Source organism: Microbacterium hydrocarbonoxydans (assembly GCF_900105205.1).
Taxonomy (GTDB): domain Bacteria; phylum Actinomycetota; class Actinomycetes; order Actinomycetales; family Microbacteriaceae; genus Microbacterium; species Microbacterium hydrocarbonoxydans.
Genome location: NZ_FNSQ01000005.1, coordinates 2,033,495 through 2,046,257, shown reverse-complemented (window position 1 = coordinate 2,046,257; position 12,763 = coordinate 2,033,495). Strand labels below are relative to the sequence as shown.

General features: G+C 64.5%; 12 protein-coding genes. 5 read left to right on the top strand and 7 right to left on the bottom strand.

Going from position 1 to position 12,763, the window contains the following annotated elements; genetic code table 11:
- Position 1 precedes the first annotated feature (1 nt).
- A complete protein-coding gene (locus BLW44_RS10130) occupies positions 2 to 2,353 on the top strand; it encodes an ATP-binding cassette domain-containing protein (RefSeq protein WP_060925972.1) in 2,352 nt (783 codons plus the stop codon).
- Between the two features lie 14 nt (positions 2,354 to 2,367).
- Here BLW44_RS10130 and BLW44_RS10125 read toward each other — a convergent pair whose 3' ends face one another.
- Entirely contained in the window at positions 2,368 to 3,213 is an 846-nt protein-coding gene (locus BLW44_RS10125; protein ID WP_060925973.1) for a class I SAM-dependent methyltransferase, read from the bottom strand.
- 118 nt (positions 3,214 to 3,331) lie between these two features.
- On the opposite strand from BLW44_RS10125, the gene BLW44_RS10120 reads away from it, so the two are divergent.
- The gene (locus BLW44_RS10120; RefSeq protein WP_060925974.1) at positions 3,332 to 3,658 is read left to right on the top strand and encodes a hypothetical protein; all 327 of its coding nucleotides are present in this window, start codon (positions 3,332 to 3,334) and stop codon (positions 3,656 to 3,658) included.
- Positions 3,659 to 3,691: 33 nt separating this feature from the next.
- Here the strand turns inward: BLW44_RS10120 and BLW44_RS10115 are convergent, their stop codons facing one another.
- The 4 genes from BLW44_RS10115 to BLW44_RS10100 all read right to left on the bottom strand — a co-directional run bounded on the left by BLW44_RS10115 (position 3,692) and on the right by BLW44_RS10100 (position 8,079).
- Complete coding sequence (locus tag BLW44_RS10115; protein WP_060925975.1) at positions 3,692 to 4,417, bottom strand: tyrosine-protein phosphatase; 726 nt, start codon at positions 4,415 to 4,417, stop codon at positions 3,692 to 3,694.
- Positions 4,418 to 4,899: 482 nt separating this feature from the next.
- Positions 4,900 to 5,958, bottom strand: a complete 1,059-nt coding sequence (locus BLW44_RS10110) for a zinc-dependent alcohol dehydrogenase (RefSeq protein WP_060926048.1) — start codon at positions 5,956 to 5,958, stop codon at positions 4,900 to 4,902.
- 109 nt (positions 5,959 to 6,067) lie between these two features.
- Positions 6,068 to 7,501 (bottom strand): MBL fold metallo-hydrolase RNA specificity domain-containing protein, encoded by a 1,434-nt coding sequence (locus BLW44_RS10105; protein WP_060925976.1) that lies wholly within the window; start codon positions 7,499 to 7,501, stop codon positions 6,068 to 6,070.
- A complete protein-coding gene (locus BLW44_RS10100; RefSeq protein ID WP_082724461.1) occupies positions 7,498 to 8,079 on the bottom strand; it encodes a flavodoxin family protein in 582 nt (193 codons plus the stop codon). The genes BLW44_RS10105 and BLW44_RS10100 overlap by 4 nt, the downstream gene beginning before the upstream one ends.
- A 534-nt stretch (positions 8,080 to 8,613) precedes the next feature.
- On the opposite strand from BLW44_RS10100, the gene BLW44_RS10095 reads away from it, so the two are divergent.
- Positions 8,614 to 8,907 (top strand): DUF1003 domain-containing protein, encoded by a 294-nt coding sequence (locus tag BLW44_RS10095; RefSeq protein ID WP_338061383.1) that lies wholly within the window; start codon positions 8,614 to 8,616, stop codon positions 8,905 to 8,907.
- On the opposite strand, the gene BLW44_RS10090 is transcribed toward BLW44_RS10095, so the two are convergent.
- Both BLW44_RS10090 and BLW44_RS10085 read right to left on the bottom strand, forming a co-directional pair.
- Complete coding sequence (locus BLW44_RS10090; RefSeq protein ID WP_060925978.1) at positions 8,908 to 9,555, bottom strand: response regulator; 648 nt, start codon at positions 9,553 to 9,555, stop codon at positions 8,908 to 8,910.
- Positions 9,552 to 11,564 carry a GAF domain-containing protein gene (locus BLW44_RS10085; protein WP_139305266.1) on the bottom strand — a complete coding sequence of 671 codons (2,013 nt, stop codon included), beginning with the start codon at positions 11,562 to 11,564 and terminating at the stop codon, positions 9,552 to 9,554. Before BLW44_RS10085 ends, BLW44_RS10090 begins: the two co-directional genes overlap by 4 nt.
- On the opposite strand from BLW44_RS10085, the gene BLW44_RS10080 reads away from it, so the two are divergent.
- Entirely contained in the window at positions 11,550 to 12,167 is a 618-nt protein-coding gene (locus BLW44_RS10080; RefSeq protein ID WP_060925981.1) for a universal stress protein, read from the top strand. The two genes, BLW44_RS10085 and BLW44_RS10080, sit on opposite strands and share 15 nt — an antisense overlap.
- Positions 12,164 to 12,613, top strand: coding sequence for a universal stress protein (locus BLW44_RS10075; RefSeq protein ID WP_074731743.1), 450 nt, complete (start codon positions 12,164 to 12,166; stop codon positions 12,611 to 12,613). Before BLW44_RS10080 ends, BLW44_RS10075 begins: the two co-directional genes overlap by 4 nt.
- Positions 12,614 to 12,763 lie beyond the last annotated feature (150 nt).

Here is a 12,763-nt window from a genome sequence, read left to right as displayed (position 1 = left end):
AATGACGACGCATCCCGCAGACGGCCATGACATCATCCGCGTCCAGGGCGCGCGCGAGAACAATCTCAAAGAGGTGAGCGTCGACATTCCGAAGCGACGTCTGTCGGTGTTCACCGGTGTCTCGGGATCGGGCAAGAGCTCACTCGTCTTCGACACGATCGCCGCGGAATCACGGCGGATGATCGATGAGACCTACAGCGCCTTCGTGCAGGGTTTCATGCCGTCGGTACCCCGTCCGGATGTCGACGTCCTGGAAGGGCTCACGACCTCGATCATCGTCGACCAGGAGCGCCTCGGCGCGAACCCGCGGTCGACCGTCGGCACGGTCACCGACGCGAACGCCATGCTGCGGATCCTCTTCAGCAAGCTGGGGGAGCCGTACATCGGCGGACCCACCGCGTTCTCGTTCAACATCCCCACGCAGAAGGCCAGCGGGGTGATGACGGGACCCGGGGGCGAGAAGAAGATCGTCAAGGATGCGATCTATCTGGGTGGCATGTGTCCGCGATGCGAGGGCAGGGGAGTGGTGTCCGACCTGGACCTCGCGCAGATCGTCGACGAGTCGAAGTCCCTCGACGAGGGCGCCATCATGGTCCCGGGATACACGGCGGACGGCTGGATGGTGAAGGGCTTCTCGGCATCGGGGTTCTATCCCGCGGACAAGCCGATCTCGCAATTCACGGATAAGCAGCGTCAGCTGTTCCTCTACGGCGAGGTCACCAAGGTCAAGATCTCCGGCATCAACATGACCTACGAGGGGCTGATCCCCAAGATCACGAAGTCGATGCTCTCGAAGGACGTCGATGCGCTCCAGCCGCACATCCGTGCCTTCGTGCAGCGTGTGGCGACCTTCGCCACGTGCCCGGAGTGCGATGGCACGCGCCTCACCGAGGGCGCGCGCTCGTCGAAGATCGACGGCGTGAGCATCGCCGACGCGTGTCGGATGCAGGTCACCGACCTCGCGGAGTGGGTGCGCGGGCTGCGTCTTCCCGGCGCCGCACCGCTGCTGGAGGCGCTGAGCGCCAACCTCGACGCCTTCGTGACGCTCGGACTCGGATACCTCAGCCTGGACCGGCCGTCGGGGACCCTGTCCGGGGGAGAGGCGCAGCGCATCAAGATGCTGCGGCATCTCGGTTCGTCGCTGACCGATGTCACCTACGTGTTCGACGAGCCGACGATCGGGCTGCACCCGCACGACATCCAGCGGATGAACACGCTGCTGCTTCAGCTGCGCGACAAGGGGAACACGGTGCTCGTCGTGGAGCACAAGCCGGAGACCATCGCGATCGCCGACCACGTCGTCGATCTCGGTCCTGGCGCAGGAAGCGCCGGGGGAGAGATCTGCTTCGAGGGCACGGTCGAGGGACTCAAGGCCAGCGGGACCCGTACCGGGCTGCACCTCGACGACCGAGCGACACTCAAGCCGTCAGTCCGCGCCGCCGGCGGCGCCATCGAGGTTCGCGGAGCGTCGGCCAACAATCTCCAGGATGTCGATGTCGACATTCCCACCGGCATCCTGACCGTGGTGACCGGTGTGGCCGGGTCTGGCAAGAGCTCCCTGATCCACGGGTCCGTCTCGAAGCTGGACGGGGTCGTCGCGATCGATCAGGGGGCGATCAAGGGGTCGCGTCGCAGCAACCCCGCCACCTACACCGGGCTGCTCGAGCCGATCCGCAAGGCGTTCGCCAAGGCGAACGGCGTGAAGCCCGCCCTGTTCAGCGCCAACTCCGAGGGAGCGTGCCCGACGTGCAAGGGCGCGGGCGTGATCATCACGGAACTCGGCTTCATGGACACGATCGAGACACCGTGCGAGGACTGCGGGGGCAAGCGCTTCCAGGCCGCCGTGCTCGAGTACACGCTGGCGGGCAAGGACATCACGCAGGTGCTCGATCTGCCGGTGTCGGAGGCGCGGACGTTCTTCTCTGAGGGCGAGGCGAAGCTGCCAGCGGCGGCAGCGATCCTCGGGCGGCTCGAGGACGTCGGCCTCGGCTATCTCTCACTCGGACAGCCGCTCTCGACGCTGTCCGGTGGTGAGCGTCAGCGCATCAAGCTCGCGATCCAGATGGGGGAGAAGGGTGACACCTACGTCCTCGACGAGCCGACCACCGGGCTCCACCTGGCCGATGTGCAGAACATCCTCGGACTGCTGGATCGTCTCGTCGACTCCGGCAAGACGGTGATCGTGATCGAGCATCACCAGGCGGTCATGGCGCACGCCGACTGGATCATCGACATCGGTCCCGGCGCGGGTCACGACGGCGGACGGGTGGTCTTCGAGGGCATCCCGGCCGACCTGGTCGCCGCGAAGTCCACGGTGACGGGGGAGCACCTCGCCGCCTACGTCGGCGCCTGAGCGGCAGGTGTCGGTCAATCCTTGCGGGCGACGATCGTGTAGGTGCAGGGGATCAGGTTCCGTTCCGCCTCGGGCCAGGCGAAGCCTCCGGCTACTTCGACCATGCGTGAGCTGAACCGCCAGGGGAGTGTCCGCCCTTCATCGAAGTGGATGAGTCGCAGCCCAGCACGCAGGAGAGCTCCGATGATCTCCGAAAGCGGGTGCGGCCACTCGTACGTGCGGGGGTGCGCGACCGTTCCATCGCCGACGTAGGTCGATTCGTCATCCCATTGCTGTGCGCGTCCGTCCCCGAAGTACGCGTAGCGGGTGGTCAGCGTGGGAGCGTCCTCGTCGAGGGCATAGAGCGCGGGGTGCCCATCGCGGATGAAGAACGTGCCGCCGGGGCGCAGCAGACCGACGATCTGGGTGGCCCAGCGATCGAGATCCGCGAGCCAGGTGATCGTGCCGATGCTCGAGTACACGACGTCGAAGTCGCCGCTGACGGCGGTTCGGGCATCCAGCACATCCGTCTCGACCCAGGTCGCCTCGATGCCGGAACGGCTCGCGAGCTCGGCCGCGACGGCCAGCGCCGGGGCCGAGAAGTCGACTCCGGTGACCGTCGCGCCCGCGCGCGCCAGCGAGATGGTGTCCGTTCCGATGTGGCACTGCAGATGGCACAGGTCGAGTCCCGTGAGCGATCCGGACGGCAGGAGCCGGCTGAGCACCGGGAGATCGTCTCGCACGACGTCGCTCAGGTGGTTCGGGTCGTCGAACGCGTCGAGACCGTAGGCCGTCTCGTGCAGTGGCACACGATCGTTCCAGTTGTCATGGTTCGCGTCGCGCGCGGCCTGCCATTCGATGTCGACGTTGCTTCCGTTCACAGGACGACCCTACCGAGGTGCGTCGGGGACCAGCCCGTCGTTGCGGTCGTTGTAGCAAAAACTCGAACCGCGATCAAGGGTGATCACCGCCGTGATCGGAAAGCGCTAGAACGGGAGGATGCAGACGATCATCTACGCCGGAGACGAATACCTCACTGGAGACGACATCGCGGACGCGCTGCTGGCATACAGCCGCGCGCTGGGAGACGACGAGCGCGCAGAGGTCGTCGAGATCCCGGTGCGGTCCGAAGACGGGTCTGTGATCACTGCCAAGTTCCTCATCGGTCCTGCCAGCCAGATCGTTTCCAAGACGGCGATCGGAGAAGGTCCGGAGATCGAGGATGCCGAGCTGGTCGCACGGCTCCGTCAGCTGACCCGCGGTCTCGAGTCGCCCACGAGTCAGCCGCTGGAGGTTGACGACCGGCAGTCCTACGACCTGGACTGAGGGTCTCGGGCGCAGACGGCGGGAGCAATGCAGTCAATTCTCGCGGGGTGGGGGAACGGCTCCGCGCCATGTCCAGATAGCGTCGCGGGTGCCAGTGTCGATTCCCGACATGTCGAACCAGGCTGAGAGGTCGAGGTTCTCGTATGCCTCGAGAAAAGCCGACTCGGCCGTATGGCCGTGTGCCTCGAGTACTCTGCGTCGTGCGTTCGCCTCGAACGAGCGGCCGTGAAGTCGCTCCATCCGCGGGGCATTCTCGAACGACCGCATGTAGTCGGCGACGGCGTCGTCGACGGAGGTATCGAGTGCCCTGAGCAGCAGGGCCGCGACGAGTCCGGTGCGGTCCCAGCCGGCTGAGCAATGGAACAGGATGGCACCCGGAGGTGCGTCGGCGATCGTCCTGAGCACGTCGGCCGTCCGATGCGTCAGTGCATGCAGATGCGCGGAATAGTACAGCGGCGTGGCCCAGCGTCCGTCAGCTTCGTACTCGGTCCAGAACTCGGTCTCGTCGGCGCCGTCGAGATCGACGCATCGGTAGACCAGATCCGCTGGCACGTCGGTGGATCTCTCGGACGGACGGCGCAGATCGATGACGGTTCGCACTCCAGAGGCACGGATGGTCTGCCAGCCAGAGCGACTCACATGGCCCAGCGATTCAGATCGCAGGAAGACACCTGAGGGCGTCGTGCTCCCGTCCTGACGTGTGAGGCCGCCGAGGTCGCGAGCGTTGGCCAGTCCGTCGATTCGGATCTCAGTGGTCATCGGCTTAGCCTCTCATCGTCTCTGAGCGGATTACGGATAAGCCGATAATGCACATTATGTCAGATAGAAGACGACATATTCTCGGAAACTGCGAACTCGCCGGTGATCCCCCATCCACTTGCTGCGCTGGCGGTTGGCCACGAGTTCGCGTTGCCGTATTGTCGACGGCTGGCTCAGATCCAGCCTAGTAGGCGTGGCGCGCGTCACGGAAAAGCCTGGTTAACGTGAAGAAAAACGCCACAGTTGTGGGGACTCAGGTGGCCGCATGCCGAGAATTTGACCATCTATCGCAGCCATGCGGCGCAGCCCCTCTTGATCGCCGTCATCGCCGACTCACTTCAACTTCTCGCTGAATGGCCACGGCAAGAACGGCTATTCAGACTACCGGCGTCGCTGTCGTCGACAATCAGATCCATGTTCTCGGGTTGTGACATGATTCGGGGCTGGCTGGCTCCCACATAGAGATCTCAGCCCGCAATCCCTCAACGACCTGCCGTAGCGGGCTCTCGGACCGGCACGACGTCCGCGGTGTGGTACTGGAACACAAGACGAGCGGGCACCGTACCGGCGAGCACCTCGTCGACGGAGGAGTTCACGCTCTGAAGTTCGCGTGTCTCAGTGACCACCCGTGTTCGCCCTGCAGCATGCAGGGCGAACACCTCGGCGAGGTCCTGTCTCGTGCCGACGATGGAGCCGATGATGCTGATCCCCTTCAGGACGGTGTCGAAGACCGGCACGGTCAGCTCCCCTCCGGCTGGCAGCGAGACGAGTACGAGTCTGCCTCCGCGATTCAGGGAGCTGAATGCCTGATGGAAGACTGCCGGCGCGACGGCGAGGACCACGACGACGTCCGCTCCGCCGAGATCCCGGATCGCCCGTACCGGGTCCGTGTCGCGCGCGTTGACGACATGATCCGCTCCAAGCTCAGTGGCCAAGTCGAGCTTCTCAGTGGTGACATCCACTGCGATGACTTTCGCACCGACCAGGCGTGCGTACTGGACCGCGAGGTGTCCGAGTCCACCGACACCGAAGATGGCGACTGTCTCTCCGGGCGTGACGCGTGCGTTCTTGATCGCCGCATAGGTGGTGACTCCGGCACAGGTGAGAGGCGCGGCGTCGAGGGCGCTGACACCGTCAGGAACGGGGGTGGCGAAGCGGGCATCGGCAAGCATGTACTCGCTGAACCCTCCGTCGACGGCGTAGCCGTTGTTGTACTGCCCCTCGCAGAGGTTCTCTCGGCCGCTGACGCAGTAGCGGCATTCCCCGCACGCGTGGCCGAGCCAGGGCATCGCCACCCGCTGCCCGACAGTACGGCCGGTCACACCGTCGCCGATCTGCTCGATGATCCCCACGCCTTCGTGGCCCGGGACCAGAGGCAGGTTCGGCTTCACAGGCCAGTCTCCACGCATCGCATGGATGTCGGTGTGACAGAGTCCGCACGTTTCCAAGCGGATCAGGACCTGGCCGGCACCGGGCTGTGGGATCGGACGCTCGTCGACGTGCGCCGGTGAACCGAACTCTGAGACAACTGCTGCTCGCATCATTCCTCCTTGACGGGGTGGGTACGCTCGAAGTCTTTCGCTGTGCAGGCGCACTGGTCGGGTCGAAGGTCCTTCGCCGCAGCGTCGACGAAGCTGCTGATCTCATGTATCAGGCCGACATCGCGTGCGCAGCTGCATGGTGCTCCGTGATCTGAACTTGCTGCTCTTGATCGGGCACCCGAGCCGGCCACCCCAACTCCCGTTCGATTCTGAGCCTGAGAGTGTCCGCAGCGGAAGGTTCGCCGTGGGTGACGTATACGGCCTGGGGCGGATGCGGAGCCGCCTTCATCCATGCGAGGAGATCGTCGGCATCCGCATGAGCGGACATCGCATCGATCATCGCGACCTCGGCCCGGATCGGCACATCGTTACCGAAGATTCGGAGAGACCGCTCCCCCGCAAGAAGTCGATCGCCGCGTGTGCCCCCGGCCTGATAACCAGTCAGGACGATGGTGTTGCGGTGCTCGGGTCCGTAGGCGCGGAGATGGTGCAAGATGCGTCCACCCTCGAGCATCCCGCTCGCGGAGACGATGATCATGGGGCCGCCCCTCAGGTTGAGGAGTTTCGATTCATCGACGCTCCGGACGAAGGTCGCGAGATCGTAGATCCGCTCGACTTCATCCTTCGATATGCGGTGTTGCTCAGGACGGTTGCGATAGATGTCGGCGACACTGACCGCCATGGGACTGTTGACATAGATAGGCACGTCGGGGATCGCCCCGCGTTCCCGAAGCCGCGACAGGTGCAGAAGTACTGTCTCCGTACGCCCCACAGCGAACGCCGGGATCAGCACCACTCCCCCACGATGGACGGTGCGATTCACGATGTCACGCAGCTGCTCTTCGGGATCGACCTTGGCGTGTCGGCGATCTCCATAGGTCGACTCGGTGACAAGGACGTCTGCTCCTTCGAACGCGTGAGGGGCGCGCATGAGGGGGTCGTCCGAGCGGCCGAGGTCGCCGGTGAAGCACACCCGCCGTGCGTCGACGTCGAGGTAGACGCTGCTTGCCCCGAGGATGTGGCCGGCACCGAGAAGTCTCGCGGTCATCGAACCCGCCAACGACACCGCTTCCCCTTCGGGTACGGCGACGAATCGTTCGAGTGCCGCCTTTGCGTCATCGACCGTATAGAGGGGTCGCGGCTTTTCATGCCTGGACCATCCATGCCGTGCGGCGTGACGCGCCTCCTCCTCCAGCAGGTGCGCGCTGTCCAGGAGCATGATCCGGCAGAGAGCCGCTGTGCCCTCGCTCGCGTAGATGTGTCCGCGGTACCCATCGCGCACGAGCGCCGGAAGATACCCGGAGTGATCGAGATGAGCATGGGTGAGAACGACTGCGTCGATCGAGCTCGGTGGAACCGGGAACGGAGCACGGTTGCGCTGGCGCAGCACCTTGAAGCCTTGGAACAGACCGCAATCGACCAGAACCCGTGAGGTGGAGTCAGTGACGAGGTAGCGTGACCCGGTCACGGTATCGGCGCCGCCGAGGAAGGCGAGGCTAGCGCCTGATGTTGTCCGCGGCTGACGCGTATTCGTGGCGTTCACGTGTGCACGCGCGTCGAGGGGCCTGTCAGCGCCCGTGTTGTTGCCGCGATCTCACGGCCCCAGCGCAGTGCGCGGTCATGCTCGTCCGGGAGGAGATGACTGTCCTTATCCACGAGGAAGCTCTCCGCTGCGAGCACCTCGCGCAGCCCGTGCTTCTTCAACCGCCTACCGATCGCGGATGACGCAGCGCCGGTGAAGATGCGGGGCATGTCGACACGAGTATCGAAGGCCACGTAGCCGTGTCGTGCGGCGGGCGGTAGCTCGATCCACTCTCGGACTCCTGTGGTCAGACTCCCGCTCTCGAGCGCCAGGTGCCTCGAGGGATTGAGCGCCCATCGTTCGGCTTCTGTGCGTGATGCCGGGCTGCTCAACGAGTGTGCGTGGGTGGGAGCTCCCACCACGAGGACATCGCATTCTGGGAGAGCGGCTGCTTTCGCGACGGGCACGACGGTCACGGGCATGTGTTGTTCTCGGATGCCGTCCGCGATTGTTTCTGCGATGAGACGAGTGTTGCCGAACAGCGATTCGTAGACGATCGCGATCATCGGCCCCGGGCTGGGTGAGCTGGTCGCTGTCATGATTCCTTCTCCTCGAGCATCAGAACGGTGATGTCGATGGGCTGGGTCGGCGGGAGTGTGAGGTCAGCGGGACCAACCTGCAGGGAAGGCAGGACGGCGAAGATCGAGTCGTTCATGGTGCTCCTTCAGCAGCGATGTGGTTCCCCCTCCTCCCATCGTTTCCGTTCGCGTGCTCGCCGGGCAGGGCCGAAGGTCCCCCGGCGAGAGTGGTGAGGCCGGGACCTTGGGCCCGTTCCCTCTGCTCCGCACAGGGCTAACGTTCGACGAATGACTATGGGAGCGCAGGGGGTCAATACGGCCGACGTCGATCAGGCGACTGCGATCGATCCCAATAAGACGACTGCTAACACCGGAAATGACGACAGTGGTGTCCAGCGGCGCCTCTTGCGTCCCCTGACCAACTGGCACACGGTTCACACTGAGACGCTCACCTCGGGTCAGCGCGCAGCCGACAGGTTGAGGAACGGGATGGGTTCATGGCTCTTCATCGGGTGCTTTGTCCTGTTCATGATCACGTGAGCGATCGTGAATTCAATGGAGTTCTCCTGGGATCCGTACCCGTACATCCTCCTGAACCTGTTTCTCAGCATGCTCGCCGGTCTCCAGGGAGCGATCCTCCTGATTGCGGCAAAACGTCAGGACGCAATTGCTGCGGTCCTCGCACAGCACGACTATGAGACGAACGTTGCAGCGAAGCAGGAGCTTGAGGAGCTGATGGGGATCAATCGCCTCCAGTTGGACCTGCTTCGTCGGCTACACGCGACAGATGCGTCCCGCGCACAGATGTGTGGTGCGCGGGACCAGTCGGCCGAGCCGGCCGACGCCTGATTACGGTCGGGCGCGACCTTCCCACTCTTCTGTCGCAAACACGGCAGCTTGGGTGCGGCGTTGCATGCCGAGCTTGGCGAGGAGCCCGGAAACATAATTCTTGACGGTCTTCTCGGCGAGGCCGAGGCGCTCACCGATCTGACGGTTGGTGAGCCCCTCCGCGATCAGCATCAGCGCCTGGCGTTCTCTGAGAGTCAATTCCACCGCTGGCGATTGAGATTCCGCTACTCGAGCCTCAAGCCTGCGGTGCACGCCATCGGCGACCTCCGTGGGGATGAGGTTCTCTCCCCGCGCCGCACGATGGATCGAGTCGACGAGGTCCGTTCCACGGATCGTCTTGAGCACGTATCCGGATGCACCTGCAATCACCGCTGCGATGCTCGCAGCATCGTCGTCGAATGCTGTCAGCATGAGGCAGCGGATTTCGGGGTGGTCGGATCGAATGAGTCGGCACAGATCCACCCCGTTGCCGTCCGGAAGGTTCACATCGAGGACGACGACGTCCGGGATCGTCGCTGAGACACGGCCGCGAGTTCCCTGCACCGTGCCGGACTCCCCCACAACCTCGAGGCCGGGGTCCGCATCGATGATCTGGGCGATGCCGCGGCGAACGATCTCATGATCGTCCACGAGGAAGACCCGGGTCATGAGGATGCCTGCGACGTCGATCCGAGCGGCACGCGCCAGCGTACCCGCGTGCCACCTGTGCTTCGCCGCTCGATTTCGCACGTACCGCCATGCGCGTGTGCGCGCATGAGGAGGTTCGCAGTACCGCTGGACCGAGGGAGTTTCTCGGGAACGCCGACTCCGTCGTCTTCCACGAGAACTGTGACGAGCGACGCTGTGACGGAGACGCTGACCTCCGCGCTGTTCGCGTGGGCGTGACGAGCCACGTTGCTGAGAGCCTCTCGCACCACCGCGATGACGTCTTCCGCAAGTCTGCTGGTCACCAGCAGATCGACCGGGCCGGCAAAAGCGATTCGGGGTGGACTCTGGAGCATCGGTGCGAGTTCATTCGCGACGTCGATGAGTCGATGTCGAACGGATTCGGGGTCAGAGGTCTGAAGAGTGAATATCGCCGTTCGAAAATCGGCAATCGCAGCGTCGATCTCTGCCACCTGCGCGCTGATGGCGATGGCGTGCTCAGGCAATCGTGCGGCAAGCGCCTGTAACCCCAGCCCTGTCCCGAACAGGCGCTGGATGACATTGTCATGGAGATCTCGGGCGATACGCGCGCGCTCTTCGATGAGATCCAATCGCTGGCGATCAACGCGGGCCTGAGCAAGCGCGAGTGCGAGACCTGCCTGCGCTGCGAATTCCGCAAGGGTGGAAAGATCCTCGGGCGAGAACCGACGACCGCTCTCATCGCGAGTCACGCAGAGCGCACCGACAGGTGCGCCGGTGACGATCAGTGGCACGGCCACCGTCGATCCACCGGTGTTCTGCTGCTGCTCCGACAGGAGCTCGGTGACTCCGTCGGCCACGACGACACCTCCGCCGGACATCGCCGCTGAGATCAGGGTGTTACTGGCAGGGACCACGACGCCCTCGAGAGATTCGGTGCCGATCCCGCGAGCGGTCTCGATGCGGTAGTCGCCCGTGAGCGTGTCTGAGACCACGATGCACACCACATCGGCGTCAACCAATGTCGCCACGCGTTCTGCGAGAACACCGAACACGTCGCCCGCGTCGGGCGACAGAAGGGCAGCATTGATCTCCGCGAGTGCACCGCTCAGCCGCTGCAGCCTCCGCGACTCCTCGAAGCGTCGCGCGTTGTCGATCGCGATCGCCGCTGTCGATGCGAGGGCGAGCACGAGCTCCTCGTCCTCTTCCGAGAACGAGCCCGCGGCTGGGTTCGTGAGATACAGATTTCCGTAGATCTCGTCTCGTACGCGAATGGGCACCCCGAGAAAGCTGCGCATCGGGGGGTGATGCACGGGGAACCCGACCGACCGCGGGTCTTCTCCGAGATCGTCAAGCCGGATGGGATGTTCGCTCTCGATGACTGCCCCGAGGATACCCAGCCCCTCCGGAAGGTGTCCGATCTGGTGCGCCAGCTCCTCCTCCATGCCTACATGGATGAATTGCTCGAGACCTCCGTCGCGGTCGATGACGCCGAGCGCGCCGTACTGCGCTTCCACGAGGGCGACGGCTGCTTCAGCGATATGACGGAGGACGTGCGCGAGTTCGATGTCCTCCACGACGGCCTGATTGGCGCGCAGAAGGCTTCGCAGTCGCCCCTGATCCGCGAGGACGAGATGGGCACGATCCAGTGATTCCCCGATCGTCTTATCTGGGTCCGTTCGTCGCCGGCCAGGTACTTGGAGGTGATCGTCGGCCATCACATTCCCTTCCGGGCTCCCGCTGGTGATGACAATACTCTCAAACGCCGCTCGGGGGACCTTCGCCTCTGTGCGAGCGGTGACGCGGGTCGCAGCATGGTGTGAGTGCCCGATCTGATCTGTGAAGGCGATGCACGCATGCCCGCTCGATATGTACTTGGCGTCGGCGATTCCGACGCGACTGCCGCAGGACGGTGGGCAGAATCCCACGCCCGCCGTGATGGCGTTCCACTGGTGCGAGCGCACGTCGGTGGCGGCGTTACGGAGCAAACGCCTGGTCACAAGTTCGGCACACAGGAAATGGACATCGTCCATATCGGCGGGCGGGTTCCTGAAGCGCTCGCCCGCTTCGTCACCGCCGATGACGTTCTGGTCATCGGCACGGGCAAGACCGGCTTCATTCACAGTCGTGTCTTCGGCACCGTCAGTCTGCAGATCGCCGCCGAGGCGCCGTGTTCTGTCGTGGTTATCCCGACGATCGATCTACGTTTCCGACGGGGAATCGTCGCCGGTGTGAAGGACGACGATCTCATGACCGCAATCATCGGCGCTGCCGCTGGTGAGGCCAGCGCCCGCCAGGAGCCGATCGAACTCATCCATTCGTCCTTCAGCGGGGTGATTCCTGCCACGGTCGAAACGCGCGCGACCATCGCGGCTCGCGTCGCTGCCGTGGAGAGCATGGTCGATGCGGGCCTAAGGGTTCGAACGCGCTACACGCAGCGACCGCCCGCAGAGGCACTGCTCGACGCCTCGCGTAACGCCGCACTCCTCGTCGTAGGGGCAGGGCACCCACGTGGCGCCGGGCACGCGCTCGGCGCTGTGACACACGACGTCCTCGTGAATATTGATGCCCCTGTCCTCGTCGTGCGGCGCACTGCCGCCGACCGCATCTCACCGGGATCGGCCCAGAATTCATGAGCGACAACGCAAACACTCCGCCCGTCGTCGTCGGGGTAGACGGTTCCGCATCCTCGGTTGAGGCGCTTATCCGCGCCGCGACGATCGCGACAGCACTCCGCGCACCATTGCAAGCGATCATCGCGTGGACCTACCCGGTGATGCTGGGTCTTTTCGACCCGAGCTCCGACTGGTCGCCGAAGGCAGCTGCGGAACACCTGCTACAAGACGCGATGCAGGAGGCCTTTCAAGGATCCCCTCCGGAGCGGTTCAGCCAGTCAGCCGTTCCCGGCCCGGCCGCTGCCGTACTGCTCGAACAAAGCGATCGCGCCACCATGCTGGTCGTGGGAAGCCGCGGACGCGGCGGATTCTCGAGGCTCTTGCTCGGTTCGGTAAGCGCCGCCTGTGCATCCCACGCGCAATGCCCGGTTCTGATCGTGCATACGCCGAACGGCTCGTTCGGCTGACTGACGTTCATATGGGCAGGGGTGGTCTGCCCGAAGCACCACCCCTGCCCACGTCCCCCCTCGACGCCGCCCTTCCTCGTTCCCCAAGGCCCCACACCCTGCGAACGGAGAAGCCCCATGAGAGGCGGCTAACCGCGACCCTTTCGGGTG